Source organism: Pseudomonas sp. AB6 (assembly GCF_034314105.1).
Classification (GTDB): Bacteria; Pseudomonadota; Gammaproteobacteria; order Pseudomonadales; family Pseudomonadaceae; genus Aquipseudomonas.
Map to the genome: position 1 here is coordinate 4,338,392 of NZ_JAVIWJ010000001.1, position 17,959 is coordinate 4,356,350.

Here is a 17,959-nt window from a genome sequence, read left to right on the forward strand (position 1 = left end):
TCATGACCGTGTTGAAAATGACCGACCTCGACCTGCAAGGTAAGCGTGTATTGATCCGCGAAGACCTCAATGTCCCGTTGAAAGACGGCGTGGTAACCAGTGACGCGCGAATCGTGGCTTCTTTGCCGACCATCAAGTTGGCGCTGGAAAAAGGCGCGGCTGTCATGGTTTGTTCGCATCTGGGCCGTCCAACCGAAGGTGAGTTCTCGGCGGAAAACAGCCTCAAGCCGGTTGCCGACTACCTGAGCAAAGCTTTGGGCCGTGAAGTGCCGTTGGTGGCCGACTATCTGGACGGTTTCGAGATCAAGGCCGGCGACATCGTGCTGTTCGAAAACGTGCGCTTCAACAAGGGCGAGAAGAAAAACACCGACGAGCTGGCGCACAAATACGCTGCTCTGTGCGATGTGTTCGTGATGGACGCTTTCGGCACCGCGCATCGCGCCGAAGGTTCGACCCACGGCGTCGCCAAGTTTGCCAAAGTGGCAGTGGCCGGGCCGTTGTTGGCTGCCGAACTGGATGCGTTGGGCAAAGCCCTGAGCGCGCCAGCTCAGCCGATGGCTGCCATCGTTGCTGGCTCCAAAGTTTCCACCAAGCTTGATGTACTCAACAGCCTTAGCTCGATATGCAATCAATTGATCGTCGGTGGTGGCATCGCCAACACCTTCCTCGCAGCGGCTGGGCACAACGTGGGTAAATCGCTCTATGAGCCAGACTTGCTGGACACGGCGCGTGCCATTGCTGCCAAGGTCAGCGTGCCCCTGCCGACCGACGTAGTAGTCGCCAAGCAGTTTGCTGAAAGCGCGGTAGCGACGGTGAAGCTGGTCGCAGATGTGGCCGATGACGACATGATTCTCGACATCGGCCCGCAAACCGCCGCGCACTTTGCTCAATTGTTGAAAACCTCCAAAACCATTTTGTGGAACGGCCCAGTGGGCGTGTTCGAATTCGATCAATTTGGTGAAGGCACCAAAACTTTGGCCAAGGCGATTGCCGAGAGTTCGGCATTCTCCATCGCGGGCGGCGGCGACACGCTGGCAGCCATCGATAAATACGGCATAGCAGATCAAATCTCCTACATTTCTACGGGCGGCGGTGCGTTCCTTGAGTTTGTTGAAGGTAAAGTGTTGCCCGCCGTTGAAGTGTTGGAGCAACGTGCCAAGGGCTGAAAAAAAGGCTTGGTAGAGGGCAGTGACATGGTCAAAGGGTTACCGCTGTTTATCATTACCGGCCTGATGGCCGGCTGTGCCGGCGCACCGGAAGCCGATGAGGTGTCCGTCGTGCCTCAAGTGTTGTACATGAGTTGTTATCAGTCGGGCTGGCAAGCGGAGACCGTTCCGATTATCTATAAGCGTGGCGGGCAGGAGGCCTTGGAAAAATACGACGTTGCGTCTAAAGGGGCAGCTTCAGGATGTCGTTAAACGCCTGTTTTGGGACGTTTGACGGTGGGTTTGGCAACGTTGGTGATTGGCAGTGGTCTTTGTAGGAGTGATTACTTTTTAGAAGAAGGAGTTTCGCCATGAAAGTTGCTTTCATCACGTTGTTCAGTTGTATGTTATTGGCCGGTTGTATGAGTTCCGGCACGCATTCCCGGGCCTGCGAGGTACTCGTCCCGGCGAAGGTTGACGTGCCAACGACTCAAAATGATCAGCGGGTTGAGGCGCAAGCCACGGGTGAGCCCACTGATGATCGCAATAAAGAACAGAATTGCCCCTGATCGACCGAAGTGACTGGCACTTGTCAGGCTTCATGGGGCGACCAGGAGACGGTATGAAAGGCCTATTCGCCCTCGTAACACTTGCAGTGCTTGGCGGTTGCGCCAGCATGAGCCCGACAGTGCCGGAATCGGACACTTGGACCAATTGGGTGTGTGATAGCAAGGCCGCGCTGCTATGGCGTTATGCCGACAGCGCAAAAACTGAGATTGATCTTCGCCTACTGGGTAGCGACAAGGTCTATCGTTTAAAGCCCGAGCCGGGTTCTTCCGGTGAGCTTTACAGCGATGGAGTTTTAGCGTTTCACATAAAAGGTGATGAAGGCCTGGTTTACTGGGTTGCCACCAATGATTTGATTGGCCGCGGTTGCAAGGCGCTTTAAAAAGGGCTTGTTGCTTGAGGACCGAGTAAGCGCACTTACGTGTAACATGCGCAAAAAAATTGAATCGCAGCCACCGATCAGGCAGGCTCGCACGAATTAACGACCCTACCGGGAGAGAGATCTAATATGGCACTTATCAGCATGCGCCAGATGTTGGACCACGCAGCCGAATTCGGCTACGGAGTCCCCGCCTTCAACGTCAACAACCTGGAACAGATGCGCGCCATTATGGAAGCGGCTGACAAGACCAATTCCCCGGTGATCGTTCAGGCTTCGGCCGGCGCACGTAAATATGCAGGTGCTCCGTTCCTGCGTCACTTGATTCTCGCGGCAATCGAAGAGTTCCCGCATATCCCGGTGGTCATGCACCAGGATCACGGTACCAGCCCTGACATCTGCCAGCGCTCCATTCAACTGGGCTTCAGCTCAGTGATGATGGACGGTTCCCTGGCCGAAGATGGCAAGACCCCGACTGACTACGAGTACAACGTACGCGTGACACAGCAAACCGTGGCCATGGCTCACGCCTGTGGTGTTTCGGTTGAAGGCGAGTTGGGTTGCCTGGGTTCTCTGGAAACCGGTATGGCTGGCGAAGAAGACGGTGTAGGCGCAGAAGGCGTGCTTGATCACAGCCAACTGTTGACCGACCCGGAAGAAGCTGCTGACTTCGTGAAGAAGACTCAGGTCGATGCTCTGGCCATTGCTATCGGCACCAGCCACGGCGCGTACAAGTTCACCAAGCCGCCCACCGGCGACACCTTGGCGATTGATCGGATCAAAGCGATTCACGCGCGTATTCCCAACACTCACCTGGTCATGCACGGTTCATCTTCAGTGCCGCAGGAATGGCTAAAAATCATTAACGAATACGGCGGCGATATCAAAGAGACCTACGGCGTACCAGTTGAAGAAATCGTCGAAGGCATCAAGTACGGCGTGCGTAAGGTCAACATCGACACCGACTTACGTTTGGCCTCTACTGGCGCTATCCGTCGTTTGATGGCAACCAACCCGAGCGAATTTGACCCGCGTAAATTCTTTGGCGCGACTATCATTGCCATGCGCGACATCTGCATCGCTCGTTATGAAGCGTTCGGCACCGCCGGCAACGCCTCGAAAATCAAGCCAATTTCGCTGGAAAAAATGTACCAGCGTTACGCAGCTGGCGAGCTGAAAGCCAAGGTCAACTGAGTTCCGGTTGATTGAAAAAACCCGCAGCGATGCGGGTTTTTTTATGGCGTTTGTCAGGCGGGCAGGGCTATTACGCGGCCAATCCAGATAGGTGTCGGTAAGTCTTGTTGTTCATTGGTCATGGCGTGCAAGGTGCTCAGCGCTGATTCGCTGAAAGGCGCCGAGCGTGGCCCTGCTAGGTTGACGTGCAATAACATTTGCTCATTGGCAGCCAGTGCATCGTCGCTGCCGGGTTTGTGCAGGCTGTGGTAGAGGTGCACGCGTTTACGGTCATGACCGACGATTTGCGTGCGCACTTCTACCTCTTCGCCCAGTTTCACTTCGTGCAGGTAGTTCAGGTGACATTCCAGTGTGAACAACGAATGGCCGCTGGTTTCTCGGTTATCGCTGTCCAAACCCAGGTGGTCCATAAAGGCATCGGTCGCGTAGCTGAAAATCAACAGATAAAACGCATCACGCAGATGTCCGTTGTAATCGACCCAGTCGGCCAGGATCGGGGTTTTGTAGGTGGTAAGTGCTGGCATGGTGGAAATTCCATCAGTCTTAAATAAAGCAAAAACCTATAGGAGCAGGCTTGCCTGCGAATGGATTGACTCAGTGACGCCTGGTCCACCGCCTTCCTCGGCAAGCCGACCCCCACAGGTTTAGTGCAATGTCGGAAGATTTATCCAGTCTGCATCAGTCGCTGAATGCCATTCCATGCTTGGCCTTGGTCGTCTTCACTGCCTCCAGCACGGCCATCAGGCAGTCATCGCGATAGCGTTCAAGAGCCGCGATGCTGTGTTCGCCGAGCTGTTCGGTGGTGCCATCAACCACATCATCAATCAGCTTGTCGGTCAGTTCTGGTGCGGGCAAATAGGTCCACGGTAGTTTCAACGCCGGACCGAATTGGGCCATGAAGTGGCGCATGCCAGCGTCACCGCCAGCGAGCGTGTAAGTCAGGAACGTACCCATGAAGGACCAGCGCAGTCCAGCACCGAAGCGGATCGCATCGTCAATTTCGCCAGTTGTCGCAACGCCGTCATTGACCAAGTGCAAGGCTTCACGCCACAGCGCTTCCAGTAAACGGTCGGCAATGAAGCCGGGGACTTCCTTGCGTACGTGCAACGGACGCATTCCTAATGATTTATAAATACTGATAGCGGCTTGCACAGCTTCAGGCGAGGTATGTTTGCCGCCGACTACTTCAACCAGTGGCAGCAAGTAAACCGGGTTGAATGGGTGACCGACCACGCAGCGCTCAGGATGGGTAGCGCCTTCGTAGAAATCACTCGGCAGCAGACCTGAAGTGCTGGAGCCGATCAGGGCGTTGGGCTTGGCGGCGGCACTGATTTTGGCGTGCAGCTCAAGTTTCAGGTCCAGACGCTCAGGCGCGCTTTCTTGAATGAAGTCGGCATCGCACACACATTCTTCGATGGTCGTGACAAAGCGCAGGCGATCTTGCGAAGCGCCTTGGGCCAAGCCATTCTTCTCCAGCGCTGGCCAAGCATTGGCCACGCGTGTACGCAGAGCAGCTTCTGCGCCTGGTGCCGGGTCCCAAGCCACAACGTCCAGGCCGTGGGCCAACGCGCGAGAAACCCAGCCGCTGCCGATAACGCCACTGCCGAGGGCGGCGAAGGTTTTGATGTCGGTAATAAAAGTCATTGTGTGTTCCTGAATGCTGTATGTCATCGGTACAGGGAATTGCATCAGCCGCGCTTGGTCAGGCCCATTTTGATGCGGCCTTCAGCCGGGGTCATGACCCGAGCGCCCAGGCGGCTGAGGATTTCAGAGGCGCGTTCAACCAGTGCGCCATTGCTGGCCAGTACGCCGCGATCCAGCCAGATGTTGTCTTCCAGGCCGACCCGCACGTTGCCGCCAAGCAATACCGCTTGGGCCGCCATCGGCATCTGCATGCGGCCAATTCCAAAACCTGCCCACACCGCATTTTCCGGCAAGTTATCGACCATGGCTTTCATGGTGGTGGTATCTGCCGGTGCGCCCCATGGAATACCCAGGCACAGCTGAAACAGTGGGTTATCCAGCAAACCTTCTTTGATCATCTGCTTGGCGAACCACAAGTGACCGGTGTCGAAAATTTCCAGCTCGGCTTTCACGCCCAGCTCTTGAATACGTTTGGCCCCAGCGCGCAATTGGGCTGGGGTAGAGACGTAAATCGTGTCGCCATCGCCGAAGTTAAGGGTGCCGCAATCGAGGGTGCAGATTTCCGGCAACAGCGCTTCAACGTGGGCCAGGCGCGCCAGTGGACCAATTAAATCGGTGTTCGGGCCGAACTCCATCGGGTTTTCACCCGCGCCGATCTCCAGGTCACCGCCCATGCCTGCCGTGAGGTTGACGATGATGTCGATGTCGGCTTCGCGAATGCGCTCCATCACTTCGCGGTATAGCGCTACGTCGCGGCTGAATTTGCCGGTTTCCGGATCGCGCACATGGCAATGAACCACGGTCGCGCCAGCTTTGGCAGCTTCAACCGCAGCAGCAGCGATTTGTTTCGGAGTGATCGGGACAAGGTGGCTTCTCCCGGTCGTGTCGCCAGCACCGGTGAGTGCGCAGGTGATGATGACGTCATGGTTCATTTCAGAATTCCTTACAGGCGGGTTTTAAATAGTTTGGGATGTTGTTGCCCCGTCCGCAGCCGAGAAAGCGACTGCGGATCGGTATGCACGATCAGATCAAGGATTGCTGGTCAGTTGCAGGTTGGTGGCAGCGTCTTTGCCATCAAAAGTTTTCACCCCGGCAAGCCAACGTTGCAGGTCTTGCGGGTGATCTTTGAGCCATTGTTTGGCCGACGCTATAGCGTCTTTATGGTCCAACAGCGGCTGCATCATCCGGCTCTCTTCTTCAGCGGTGAACGTCAAGTTGGTCAGCAACTTTTCGACGTTCGGGCATCGCTGAGCGTAATCCGGCGCGGTGACGGTCCAGACTTTGGCCTCGCCTTCGTTCGGCCCCAACGCATTGTCGCTGCCGGTGAGGTAGGTCATTTTCTGATTGACGTTCATCGGGTGTGGCGCCCAGCCGAAGAACACAATAGCTTCGTTGCGGTTCACTGCTCGGGTTACTGCCGACAACATCCCGGCTTCGCCGGACTCAACCAGTTGGAAGTCGCCAAGACCAAACTGGTTCTTGGCGATCATTTCCTTGATCTGGGTGTTGGCGCCCGAACCCGGTTCGATGCCGTAGATTTTGCCGCCCAGTTCTTTCTTGAATTTAGCAATATCGGCGAAGGTTTTCAGACCCTTTTCGGCCAGATAAGTCGGAACGGCCAAGGTAGCGCGGGCGTCTTTAAGGCTCGGCTCAGGTAGTACGCGAAGTTGGTTGGCTTTTACGAACGGGCTGATGGTTTGGGTCATCAGGGGATCCCAGTAGCCCAGGAACATGTCCAGGCGCTGATCGCGGATGCCGGCAAAAATGATTTGTTGCGATGCGCTGGTCTGCTTGGTTTTGTAGCCCAGACCGTCGAGTAACACTTGGGTCATGGCGCTGGTGGCCATAACGTCGGTCCAATTGACCACGCCCAGACGCACGTTTTGGCATTCAGCCGCATCCGCTGCGAGTGCACTGCCGGCAATGAAAGTGCTGCTGGTGAGTGCCAGCAAGCAGGTGCAAATCAGTCGTTTCATGGTGGTTTCCTCGGCAGATTCTTTTTATGGGGATGGCGATCGGGCCCGGCGTCTTTGCGCGCAGTGATGCCACGTTACGCAGCCGCAGCCCGGCAAAAACGCACAGCGGCGACAGGCTCTTGCACAGCAGCGACCTGTCCTCTTGCCGTGCTGATCCAAGGAGCGTATGTGGTGTTTACGCTACCCCCGATGAGTGCGCCTCGATGTCTCAGGATTACTATTTTTTGCTGATGCCCGGATTTTCGATCATGGGCTTTGTCTCAGCCGTCGAACCGCTGCGCGTGGCGAATCGTTTTGGTGGCGAGCTGTACCGCTGGCATGTGTTGAGCCTGGATGGCGGAGCAGTGATTGCCAGCAACGGAATGTCGGTGAACGCCGATGCGGCACTGGAGTCGCTGAAGAAGGGCACAACGCTGTGGGTGGTCGCAGGTTTTGAGCCGTTGCAGTTCTGCACGCCAGGGCTTGAGCACTGGCTGCGCCGACTGGACCACGAGGGTGTGACCTTGGGCGCCATCGATACCGGCAGTTTTGTCCTGGCCCAAGCGGGGCTGCTTAATGGCTATCGCCTGACCCTGCATTGGGAGGCGCTGGACGCCTTCAAGGAGTTGTACCCACACTCTGTGGTGACTCAGGAGTTGTTTGAAATCGACCGGCGCCGCATTACGTCGGCGGGTGGCACGGCGTCCATCGACATGATGCTTGATCTTATTGGCCAGGCTCACGGGCCGGAACTAGCGATCAAAGTATCCGAGCAATTCGTGCTTGGCCGCATTCGTCCGCGCAAAGACCATCAACGCATGCAAATCGCGACGCGCTTCGGCATCAATAACAAGAAGCTGGTGCAAGTGATCGGCGAAATGGAGCTACACACCGAACCGCCGCTCAGTACCTTGCAATTGGCCGAAGGGATTCAAGTAACTCGCCGGCAACTGGAGCGGCTGTTCCGGCTGCATTTGAACGATACCCCAAGCAATTTCTATCTGGGCCTGCGCCTGGACAAAGCACGGCAGTTGCTGCGCCAGACCAACATGAGCGTGCTGGAAATCAGCATCGCCTGCGGCTTCGAATCCCCGTCGTACTTTACCCGTAGCTATAAGGGACGATTCGTAAGGTGCCCGAGAGAGGATCGGCAACGGTCGAATGTGTGAGGCGCAGATCGCTCCGCCAGTAAGTGGGTTATCTACACAGGTCGGTGACGCTATTTTCCAGCCCTATTATTCAATCCCAATCGACTGCAAATACTCCGACCGCTCATCGCTGTTCTGCGCAAAACAATCGTTTTGAGCGATCTGGAATGCTTGGCTGCCTTTTTCATTGAGGAACGTTTGCACCGAGCAATCGGCGTCGCGCAGTTTTACCCATATATCTTGGGCAGTCTTGATTTTGGCTAAATACTCATTGAGTTGCGGCGGGTGAGCGGCGTATTGAGAACTGATGCGATCAATCAGGTCTTTGTAGGCGGTGTTCATTTCACGATCAGCGGTGGTTCTGTTGAACGTGGAGCATTCGAAGCTTTGCTGGGTGGTTTCCACCTTGTCGCATGGCGTGCCGTCTTCAGCCTGTGCGCTGGTAGCCAGCACTGCCAAAACCAATAACATTGACCTCATTTTGCGACACCCTCGTTCGTTATGTACTTCATACGCTGTCGATTTTGGCCCACTGGGTGAGTAAAGAACAGAGGCCAGTTGGTCTATCCGGGTCAGTGGCACTGACCCTTTGTCGCTTCTTGACGCTTTCGGCAAACCCCTTGTCGTTTTTGCACCCGGCTCGCTCAACCCTCAGGCATATGCTGGCCCCAAAGCGCCGGCACACGATTCGGTGCATGAATCACCAAAGGGGACCGCCTGATGAGCCCAGCCGAATTACACGCCGACAGTATCGTTATTGACGGGCTGATCATTGCCAAGTGGAACCGCGAGCTGTTCGAAGACATGCGCAAAGGCGGCCTGACCATGGCCAACTGCACCGTGTCGGTGTGGGAAGGTTTTCAGGCGACCATCAATAGCATTTGCACCAGCCAGAAGCTGATGCGTGAAAACAGTGACCTGGTGATTCCGGTACGCACCACTGCCGATATCCGCAAGGCTAAGGAACAAGGCAAAACCGGGATTCTCTTTGGATTTCAGAATGCCCACGCGTATGAGGATCAGATCGGCTACGTCGAAATCTTCAAGCAGCTCGGCGTTGGCATCGTGCAGATGTGCTACAACACGCAAAACCTGGTGGGCACTGGCTGCTACGAACGTGATGGCGGCCTGTCGGGCTTCGGACGCGAGATCGTTGCCGAAATGAACCGCGTCGGCGTTATGTGCGACCTGTCCCATGTGGGTTCGAAAACCTCCGAAGAAGTCATTCTCGAATCGAAAAAACCGGTCTGCTACTCCCATTGCCTGCCGTCCGGTTTGAAAGAACACCCACGCAACAAGTCTGATGCAGAGCTGAAGTTCATTGCTGACCACGGTGGTTTTGTGGGCGTGACGATGTTCGCGCCGTTTCTGGCCAAAGGCATTGAGTCCACCATCGACGACTACGCCGAAGCCATTGAATACGTGATGAACCTCGTCGGTGAAGACTCCATTGGTATCGGTACTGACTTCACCCAGGGTCACGGTCAGGACTTCTTCGAATACCTGACCCACGACAAGGGCTACGCCCGTCGCCTGACCAGCTTCGGCAAAATTATCAACCCACTGGGTATCCGCACCGTGGGCGAATTCCCGAATCTGACTGAGACTTTGCTCAAACGCGGCCATCCTGAGCGCGTTGTTCGCAAAATCATGGGCGAAAACTGGGTCAATGTTTTGAAAGACGTTTGGGGCGAGTAATTCCTCCGATACCTATCTGCTTAAACACCCCTCTGCCCCTTTGCGCAGAGGGCGTCACCCGAATTTCTGGAGTTTTACCCCATGGCTAAAATTGCCCCGCAGCTGCCTATCGAAGTCGACAGCGAAACCGGCGTCTGGACCTCCGACGCATTGCCAATGCTGTACGTACCGCGTCATTTTTTCGTCAACAACCACATGGGCATCGAAGAAGTCCTGGGCGCTGACGCCTACGCTGAGATTCTGTACAAAGCGGGCTACAAATCGGCTTGGCACTGGTGCGAAAAAGAAGCTGAATGCCACGGTTTGTCTGGCATCGCTGTGTTTGAGCATTACATGAAGCGTTTGTCGCAACGTGGCTGGGGTCTGTTCAAGATCCAGGACATTGATCTGGAAAAAGGTACCGCCAGCATCAAGCTGGAGCACTCTTGCTTTGTCTACGTGTACGGCAAGGTAGGCCGCAAGGTCGATTACATGTTCACCGGCTGGTTCGCGGGCGCCATGGACCAGATTCTTGAAGCTGCGGGCAGCTCGGTTCGTACAGTTGCTGTGCAAGTCTACGGTGGCTCCGAAGAAGGCCACGATGACGGCTTGTTCACCGTCAAGCCGTTGTAACTCGAGGTTTTCGTTATGGCTTTCGAAGCAATGTTCCAGCCGATTCAAATCGGCAAACTGACTATCCGTAACCGCGTGCTTAGTACTGCACACGCCGAGGTGTATGCCACCGATGGCGGCATGACCACAGATCGGTATGTGAAGTATTACGAAGAAAAAGCCAAAGGTGGTATCGGCCTGGCCATTTGTGGCGGGTCTTCCAGCGTGGCCATTGACAGCCCGCAAGGCTGGTGGAAATCGGTCAACTTGGCGACCGACAAAATCATTCCGCATTTCCAAAACCTGGCCGATGCTATGCACAAGCATGGCGCCAAGATCATGATTCAGATTACTCACATGGGCCGTCGCTCACGTTGGGATGGGGACCATTGGCCGACGCTGCTGTCGCCGTCGGGCATTCGTGAACCGGTCCACCGCGCTACTTGCAAAACCATTGAGCCGGAAGAAATCTGGCGGGTAATCGGCAACTACGCCAGCGCCGCTGGACGGGCGAAAGCCGGCGGCCTCGACGGCGTCGAGCTGTCTGCCGTACACCAACACATGATCGACCAGTTCTGGAGCCCGCGGGTCAACAAGCGCACCGATGAATGGGGCGGCAGTTTCGAAAACCGCATGCGCTTCGGCATGGAAGTCATCAAAGCGGTGCGCAAAGAAGTCGGTCCTGACTTCTGCGTTGGCCTGCGTATTTGCGGCGACGAATTTCACCCTGATGGCTTGAGCCATGAGGACATGAAAGAAATCGCCAAGTATTACGATGCCACCGGTTTGATCGACTTCCTCGGCGTCGTCGGTTCGGGTTGCGACACCCACAACACTTTGGCCAACGTTATTCCGAACATGAGCTATCCGCCTGAGCCATTTCTGCATTTGGCGGCCGGCATCAAGGAAGTGGTCAAGGTTCCGGTGCTACATGCCCAGAACATCAAAGACCCGAACCAGGCCACACGGATTCTGGAAGGCGGCTACGTCGACATGGTCGGCATGACCCGTGCGCACATCGCTGACCCGCACCTGATCGCCAAGATCAAAATGGGCCAGATCGACCAGATCAAACAATGCGTGGGCGCCAACTACTGCATCGACCGCCAGTACCAGGGTCTGGATGTGTTGTGCATCCAGAACGCCGCGACCTCCCGTGAATACATGGGCGTGCCGCACATCATTGAAAAAACCACCGGCGTGAAACGCAAAGTGGTGGTCGTTGGTGCCGGTCCTGCAGGTTTGGAAGCTGCACGGGTATGCGCTGAACGAGGCCATGACGTGACCTTGTTCGAGAAGAAAGACACCCTCGGCGGGCAGATCACTACGGCATCGAAAGCGCCACAACGCGATCAAATCGCGGGCATCACGCGCTGGTTCCAGCTGGAATTGGCGCGTCTGAAAGTGGACGTTCGTTTGGGCACCGCGGCTGATCCAGCGGCCATTCTCGACCTGCGTCCTGACGTGGTGGTGCTGGCCAACGGTGGCCATCCGTTCCTTGAGCAGAACGAACATTGGGGCGCGGCAGAAGGCTTGGTTGTCAGCAGTTGGGACGTGCTGGACGGCACCGTGGCGCCGGGTAAAAACGTGCTGGTCTACGACACCATTTGTGAGTTCACCGGGATGTCGGTTGCCGACTTCATTGCTGACAAAGGCAGTCAGGTCGAAATCGTCACCGACGACATCAAACCAGGCGTAGCTATCGGTGGTACATCGTTCCCGACGTACTACCGCAGCATGTACCCCAAAGAAGTGATCATGACCGGCGACCTGATGCTGGAAAAGGTCTACCGCGAAGGCGACAAACTGGTCGCGGTTCTGGAAAACGAATACACCGGTGCCAAGGAAGAGCGGGTGGTTGACCAAGTGGTGATCGAGAACGGCGTGCGTGCCGATGAATGGATGTATTACGAGTTGAAAGAGGCCTCGCGCAATAAAGGCCAAATCGACATCGAAGCGTTGTTCGCGATCCAGCCGCAACCGTGCCTGAGCCAACCGGGTGACGGCTATCTGCTGTTCCGCATCGGCGACTGCGTCGCCCAACGCAACATCCATGCGGCCATCTATGACGCATTGCGGTTGTGTAAGGATTTTTAAGGGAGCCCTGTAGGAGCACGCTTGCCCGCGATAAGGTCGGAACGGCCTTCAAAATGTCAGCGGTTAGACGACTTTGTGACCGCTCCGCGCCCATCGCTGGTAAGCGCGCTCCTACAGATGACCGAGTCCGGTTTTGTAAACGCGATAAGAATTCAGACCCACCCGGTTTTGATGGGAGCTCCACATGTTGAACACCCTTCTTCCCATCCTGCTCTTCGTCGCCCTGGCTCTGGCCGTATTGGGCGCGGTGCGGCGGATGATGCTGTGGCGCCAGGGCCGGGCGTCCAAGGTCGACCTGCTTGGTGGCTTGCTGGCAATGCCCAAGCGCTACATGGTGGATTTGCACCACGTCGTCGCACGGGATAAATACATCGCCAACACCCACGTCGCGACGGCGGGTGGTTTTGTGCTGGCCGCGCTGTTAGCGATCTTGGTCCACGGTTTTGGCTGGCATAACCGCATCCTCGGCTACGCCTTGCTACTGGCTTCGGCGATCATGTTCGTCGGCGCGATTTTCATGGCCCTGCGACGGCGCAACCCGCCTGCACGCTTGTCCAAAGGCCCCTGGATGCGCTTGCCGAAAAGCTTGATGGCATTCTCAGTCAGCTTCTTTTTAGTCACCCTGCCGGTTGCCGGCATCTTGCCTGAAGACTTCGGCGGCTGGGTTCTCGTTGCACTTCTGAGCTTGGGCGTGGCCTGGGGCGTGTCGGAAATGTTCTTCGGCATGACCTGGGGCGGGCCGATGAAGCACGCTTTCGCCGGCGCCTTTCACTTGGCCTGGCACCGCCGCGCCGAACGCTTTGGTGGTGGTCGATCTACTGGTTTAAAGCCGCTGGACCTGAGTGATACCAGTGCGCCGTTGGGTGTGGAAAAGCCCGAAGACTTCACTTGGAATCAACTGCTGGGTTTTGACGCCTGCGTGCAGTGCGGTAAATGCGAAGCCGCGTGCCCGGCATTTGCCGCTGGCCAACCGCTGAACCCGAAAAAACTGATTCAAGACATGGTCGTCGGCCTGGCGGGCGGTACGGATGCCAACTTTGCCGGCAGCCCGTATCCAGGAAGGGCCATCGGCGAACATGGCGGCAACGCTCATCAACCCATCGTCAACGGCTTGGTCGATGCCGACACGCTGTGGTCTTGCACCACCTGCCGCGCCTGCGTTGAAGAGTGCCCGATGATGATTGAGCACGTGGACGCTATCGTCGATATGCGCCGCTTTCTGACCCTGGAAAAGGGCGCGACGCCAAATAAAGGCGCCGAAGTGCTGGATAACTTGATCGCCACCGACAACCCCGGCGGATTTGCGCCGGGCGGGCGGATGAACTGGGCGGCGGATTTGAACCTCAATCTGCTCAGCGAACGGAAGTCCGCCGAGGTGCTGTTCTGGGTGGGTGATGGCGCGTTCGACATGCGTAATCAACGCACCTTGCGCGCATTCGTCAAGGTGCTCAAAGCGGCCAACGTCGACTTCGCCGTGCTCGGCCTGGAAGAGCGCGACAGTGGTGACGTGGCCCGGCGTCTGGGCGACGAAGCGACCTTCCAGATGCTCGCCAGACGCAATATCCAAACCTTGGGCAAATACGACTTCAAACGCATCGTCACATGCGATCCGCACAGCTTCCATGTGCTAAAAAATGAATACGGTGCATTTGACGGTCACTATCAAGTGCAGCACCACAGCACGTACATGGCTGAGCTGATCGAAGCCGGCACCTTGAATTTGGGCCAACACAAAGGCACCAGCGTGACCTATCACGATCCGTGTTACCTCGGTCGCTATAACGGCGAATACGAGGCGCCACGTGCGGTACTGCGTGCGCTGGGGATCGAGATCAAGGAAATGCAACGCTCTGGTTTCCGTTCGCGCTGCTGCGGCGGCGGAGGTGGCGCGCCGATCACCGACATACCGGGCAAGCAGCGTATTCCGGATATGCGCATGGACGACATCCGCGAAACCGGCGCTGAGCTGGTAGCGGTTGGATGCCCGCAATGCACAGCGATGCTCGAAGGCGTGGTCGAACCTCGGCCATTAATCAAAGACATCGCGGAACTGGTGGCTGACGCGTTGCTGGAAGGCCCCGTCCTCGAAAAACCGCTGCCGATTAAGCAGGGCTCAGTCAAACCTGAACTCGCGGAGGCGCACTGATGAGCGACATTATTCGCCGTGACCCTCGCGCAGAGTGGATTGCTCGTAACCGCCTGCACCCGCTGCACCCGCTGCATGCGGCCATGCAACCGGCGCAAACCAGCTGGATGGGGCCAAACGGCATCGTCCGCAAAGACGTGCACCACGTCGGGTTCATCGGTCCCAATGGCGTCAAACGTATTGACCGCAGCGGCGCGCAACAGGGCGGGGCGGTTAAACGTTCTTTCGCTTCTGAAGTACAACTGCCGCTGCATCAGGTCGCGCTACCGGCGTTCTACATTTGTGTAGCCCCGGACATGGTCGGTGGCCGCTTGAGCGCTCACGACCGCGACTTGCTTGGCTTGGCCCACAGCTTGGCCGGTACCGACGGCGCGGTAGTGGCGGTTGTTTTCGGTGAACATAAGGAAACCAACTTTGCCACAGCGGGCGTCGATAGATTACTGACGCTGGAAGGCAGCGAATTCAACGGTTATGCACCCGAGCAGCGGGTCCAAGGGCTGCGGGCTGTGGATAACCAATTAAACCCGCGCCATTGGTTGCTGCCCGACAGCCGTACCGGTGGCGGTGAATTGGGTCGGCGTTTTGCCGCCAGCTTGGGCGAGCGCCCGGCGACAAGGGTATGGCAGGTCACGGACAAACACTGCATCGGCCGCGCCGGTGCCGGTCGCCAAGACATAGCTGGTCCGCTGGCTCGCTTGATACTGGCCGCCGTTGAATGTGCTGAACCCGTTAGTGAAACCCGGCATGAAGCCCTGCCGTTAGAGTTATCCACAGCCGTAGCGCGAAGCTTGTCGCGTATCGAAGACCTCGGCGCAGTGGCGGTCGATCCGGCGGCGATTCCCATGGCCGAAGCGGAATTTATCTTCTCTGGCGGCAACGGGGTAAAAGATTGGGAATTGTTTCACCGCACCGCTGCGGCATTGGGCGCCACCGAAGGCGCTTCCCGTGTGGCGGTCGACGACGGCTACATGGCGCGTGATCGCCAAGTCGGCGCCAGTGGTACGTGGGTCACGGCGCGGGTGTATGTCGCCGTGGGTATTTCCGGCGCGATTCAGCATTTGCAAGGCATTGGCGCTTGCGACAAGGTCGTGGCAATCAACCTTGATCCCGGTTGCGACATGATCAAACGTGCCGATTTGTCGGTCATCGGTGACAGCGCAGCGATCCTTAAGGCGCTGATTGCGGCCATTGAGGCTTATCGCAATGAGGGGAAACGTGATGCCGCTTAATTCGTTGCTCAATTCGAGCGCCCCCATGGATAACGGTTCGATTCATGTAATCACGTTGGTGTCTATCGGCGCTCACCCTACTTCTGGCCGTTCGCGCCGCGCTGAGCAAGATGCACGTGCTGTTGAACTGGGTTTGCAACTGGCTGGGGATAACTTGCATGTGTTGCACGCAGGCAACGTTGAAGAGCCAGCGTTGCGGGCTTATCTCGGCATGGGCCTGGATGAATTGCATGTGTTGGAGCAACCCGAAGGCGCCGATGCATTGCCCGCCCTAACTGAGTATTTGCGTGAATCCAACGTGCAAGTGGTGCTCACCGGCAGCCAAAGTGAAACCGGTGAAGGCTCAGGCCTGCTTCCGTATCTGCTAGCAGAAAAGCTGGGTTGGCCATTGGTGGTCGGGCTGGCGCAAGTTGAATCGTTGGCAAACGGTCTAGCTCATGTACTGCAAGCGTTACCACGCGGTCAGCGGCGTCGGTTGAAAGTGCGTCTTCCGTTCCTGGCGACTGTGGATAACGCCGCACCCACGTCCCGGCAAAGCGCCTACGGCCCGGCACAGCGTGGCTTGCTGGCGGCTGATCAAGTTGAAGTGGTGACGGACGAGTTACTCGCAGCCTCCACCTTGCAACCCGCCAAGCCACGGCCCAAACGCTTGAAAGTGATCAAAGGCAAGAGCGGCGCCGACCGGATGAAAGCTGCAACAGCCAAAGCCAGCGGTGGCGGTGGGCAACTGCTTAAAGGCGTTAGCGCCGAGGCCGGTGCTGAGGCTATTTTGAAGCTGCTGATTGAGGAGGGCGTGGTTCGTTAAAGGGCAGCTATTTGAGACAGGTTTTTGCGTTCTTTGAAAACGTATCTGTCCCAAATGCCTAGGCCGGAGCTACTTAGGCTGAAACTGCGGATCTGCTGTCAGCTTGAATAGCAATTCAACCCCTTGGGGCCAGGGTCCGTATCCTGCTTGACCGTTGATATGACCCGCGTTTTCCACCCAAACCAGCTCACTGCCCCATAACCTGCCAAAGGCCTTGGCCCGATCATGGGTCACGTACGGATCGTTAGTACTCGCCACCATGATCGTTGAAAAAGGTAGGCGTTGCGTCGACATGGGTACAAAACCCGATGTGCCCGGCGGGTAGCTTTCCGCTTCGGTGTCACTCGGAGCTACCAGTAATGCGCCGCGAACCTTGCGCACTTCAGGGTACTGCTGCGCCCAGCGCGTGACCAACGTACAAGCCAAGCTATGGGCTACTAATACGACTTCCCCGTCAGCAGCAGAGATTTCCTGGTTCAAACGTTCCACCCAATCCGTCGCGCTTGGCGTTTCCCAATCCTCCTGCTCTACTCTGTGCAGACCTGAAAACTGGCGCTCCCATATTGACTGCCAATGGGTTTCACCTGAGTTAAATAAGCCCGGTAAAATCAAAACCCTGACTGTCATCTTCCTTCTCCTTTAAGACCATTCATACGCCCCCAAAGAACCATTGGGCTGAAAAAAAATACCAGGACACCGATGACACTCGGCAACATACGCCGAGGCAGGAAAGGCAGCAGAAATACCAACCCGCCAATCCACGGCCCAAGCGTTTGAAAGTGATCAAAAGCTAAAGCGGCGTGGGCGAGTCCATCCAATTACAATTGTTCGATGTTAGCTGCGCGGCTGCGTTGGGTCTGCGTATTGGACTTCTTTTACATGCGGTCGAAAAACATAAGGCTAGCAATCCAGACAACAAAAACCCGCGAGGCGGGTTTTTTGTTCACGTTCAGACGGCTAGCGCCGCCAACGTAATTACGGACTACTTACCCATCAATGCACTGCCCGCCGCGCCGCCGAGACCTGCGCCAATAGTGCCGCCGCCGCTGCCGCCCAATTTGTTACCAAGCAGTGAACCACCGGCTGAGCCGAGGCCGCCGCCGAGTGCGGCTTTGGTTTTGTGGCCCTTCTTGGCGGTCAATGCGCCGCCTGCCGCGCCGCCGACACCCGCGCCCAATGCTGCACCCGTGCTGCCGCCGCCCATTTTCTGGCCAACGACGTTACCCAGCGCGCCACCGAGACCGCCACCGAGTGCGGCATTAAGTTCGTTGCCAGCCATTGCGTTTTGGGTGGCGAGCAATGCGAGGGCAAGGGTCAGGGCAGAAAGAGTTATACGCATGTTACGAACCTCAGGAAAATAA

At 56.8% G+C, this 17,959-nt stretch carries 19 protein-coding genes; 12 read left to right on the forward strand and 7 right to left on the reverse strand.

The window, feature by feature from the left end; all coding sequences use genetic code 11:
- Positions 1–2 precede the first annotated feature (2 nt).
- From RGW60_RS20400 to fba, 5 genes are all read left to right on the forward strand, one after another.
- Complete coding sequence (locus tag RGW60_RS20400) at positions 3–1,166, forward strand: phosphoglycerate kinase (RefSeq protein ID WP_322206288.1); 1,164 nt, start codon at positions 3–5, stop codon at positions 1,164–1,166.
- A gap of 27 nt (positions 1,167–1,193) precedes the next feature.
- Positions 1,194–1,418 carry a hypothetical protein gene (locus tag RGW60_RS20405; protein WP_322206289.1) on the forward strand — a complete coding sequence of 75 codons (225 nt, stop codon included), beginning with the start codon at positions 1,194–1,196 and terminating at the stop codon, positions 1,416–1,418.
- Between the two features lie 98 nt (positions 1,419–1,516).
- Positions 1,517–1,714 carry a hypothetical protein gene (locus RGW60_RS20410; protein WP_322206290.1) on the forward strand — a complete coding sequence of 66 codons (198 nt, stop codon included), beginning with the start codon at positions 1,517–1,519 and terminating at the stop codon, positions 1,712–1,714.
- A 53-nt stretch (positions 1,715–1,767) separates the two neighbouring features.
- Positions 1,768–2,094, forward strand: coding sequence for an MliC family protein (locus tag RGW60_RS20415; RefSeq protein WP_322206291.1), 327 nt, complete (start codon positions 1,768–1,770; stop codon positions 2,092–2,094).
- Positions 2,095–2,220: 126 nt separating this feature from the next.
- Positions 2,221–3,285 carry a class II fructose-bisphosphate aldolase gene (fba, locus tag RGW60_RS20420; RefSeq protein ID WP_299828244.1) on the forward strand — a complete coding sequence of 355 codons (1,065 nt, stop codon included), beginning with the start codon at positions 2,221–2,223 and terminating at the stop codon, positions 3,283–3,285.
- A gap of 53 nt (positions 3,286–3,338) precedes the next feature.
- Here fba and RGW60_RS20425 read toward each other — a convergent pair whose 3' ends face one another.
- From RGW60_RS20425 to choX, 4 genes are all read right to left on the reverse strand, one after another.
- Positions 3,339–3,809 carry a thioesterase family protein gene (locus RGW60_RS20425; protein ID WP_322206292.1) on the reverse strand — a complete coding sequence of 157 codons (471 nt, stop codon included), beginning with the start codon at positions 3,807–3,809 and terminating at the stop codon, positions 3,339–3,341.
- Between the two features lie 154 nt (positions 3,810–3,963).
- On the reverse strand, positions 3,964–4,929 hold the full coding sequence (locus RGW60_RS20430) for an L-carnitine dehydrogenase (protein WP_322206293.1): 966 nt from the start codon (positions 4,927–4,929) through the stop codon (positions 3,964–3,966).
- Between the two features lie 44 nt (positions 4,930–4,973).
- Positions 4,974–5,861, reverse strand: coding sequence for a 3-keto-5-aminohexanoate cleavage protein (locus RGW60_RS20435; RefSeq protein WP_322206294.1), 888 nt, complete (start codon positions 5,859–5,861; stop codon positions 4,974–4,976).
- A gap of 96 nt (positions 5,862–5,957) precedes the next feature.
- A complete protein-coding gene (gene choX, locus RGW60_RS20440; RefSeq protein WP_322206295.1) occupies positions 5,958–6,905 on the reverse strand; it encodes a choline ABC transporter substrate-binding protein in 948 nt (315 codons plus the stop codon).
- Positions 6,906–7,108: 203 nt separating this feature from the next.
- Here choX and RGW60_RS20445 point away from each other — a divergent pair, with 203 nt between their 5' ends.
- Positions 7,109–8,053 (forward strand): GlxA family transcriptional regulator, encoded by a 945-nt coding sequence (locus RGW60_RS20445; RefSeq protein WP_322206296.1) that lies wholly within the window; start codon positions 7,109–7,111, stop codon positions 8,051–8,053.
- 66 nt (positions 8,054–8,119) lie between these two features.
- Here the strand turns inward: RGW60_RS20445 and RGW60_RS20450 are convergent, their stop codons facing one another.
- The gene (locus RGW60_RS20450; RefSeq protein WP_322206297.1) at positions 8,120–8,512 is read right to left on the reverse strand and encodes a lysozyme inhibitor LprI family protein; all 393 of its coding nucleotides are present in this window, start codon (positions 8,510–8,512) and stop codon (positions 8,120–8,122) included.
- A gap of 240 nt (positions 8,513–8,752) precedes the next feature.
- Here RGW60_RS20450 and RGW60_RS20455 point away from each other — a divergent pair, with 240 nt between their 5' ends.
- The 6 genes from RGW60_RS20455 (at position 8,753) to RGW60_RS20480 (ending at position 16,598) form a co-directional block, all read left to right on the forward strand.
- Positions 8,753–9,730, forward strand: coding sequence for a dipeptidase (locus RGW60_RS20455; RefSeq protein ID WP_322206298.1), 978 nt, complete (start codon positions 8,753–8,755; stop codon positions 9,728–9,730).
- A gap of 81 nt (positions 9,731–9,811) precedes the next feature.
- Positions 9,812–10,342, forward strand: coding sequence for a DUF5943 domain-containing protein (locus RGW60_RS20460; protein WP_322206299.1), 531 nt, complete (start codon positions 9,812–9,814; stop codon positions 10,340–10,342).
- 15 nt (positions 10,343–10,357) lie between these two features.
- Positions 10,358–12,418: a dimethylglycine demethylation protein DgcA gene (gene dgcA, locus RGW60_RS20465; RefSeq protein ID WP_322206300.1), complete on the forward strand. Its 2,061-nt coding sequence runs from the start codon at positions 10,358–10,360 to the stop codon at positions 12,416–12,418.
- A gap of 184 nt (positions 12,419–12,602) precedes the next feature.
- Positions 12,603–14,564: a dimethylglycine demethylation protein DgcB gene (gene dgcB / locus RGW60_RS20470; RefSeq protein ID WP_322206302.1), complete on the forward strand. Its 1,962-nt coding sequence runs from the start codon at positions 12,603–12,605 to the stop codon at positions 14,562–14,564.
- On the forward strand, positions 14,564–15,793 hold the full coding sequence (locus RGW60_RS20475) for an electron transfer flavoprotein subunit alpha/FixB family protein (protein ID WP_322206303.1): 1,230 nt from the start codon (positions 14,564–14,566) through the stop codon (positions 15,791–15,793). The genes dgcB and RGW60_RS20475 overlap by 1 nt, the downstream gene beginning before the upstream one ends.
- 25 nt (positions 15,794–15,818) lie before the next feature.
- Complete coding sequence (locus tag RGW60_RS20480) at positions 15,819–16,598, forward strand: electron transfer flavoprotein subunit beta (protein WP_322206982.1); 780 nt, start codon at positions 15,819–15,821, stop codon at positions 16,596–16,598.
- A 69-nt stretch (positions 16,599–16,667) separates the two neighbouring features.
- On the opposite strand, the gene RGW60_RS20485 is transcribed toward RGW60_RS20480, so the two are convergent.
- Positions 16,668–17,225, reverse strand: a complete 558-nt coding sequence (locus RGW60_RS20485) for an RBBP9/YdeN family alpha/beta hydrolase (RefSeq protein WP_322206304.1) — start codon at positions 17,223–17,225, stop codon at positions 16,668–16,670.
- Between the two features lie 355 nt (positions 17,226–17,580).
- A complete protein-coding gene (locus RGW60_RS20490) occupies positions 17,581–17,937 on the reverse strand; it encodes a bacteriocin (protein WP_322206305.1) in 357 nt (118 codons plus the stop codon).
- Positions 17,938–17,959: the final 22 nt, after the last annotated feature.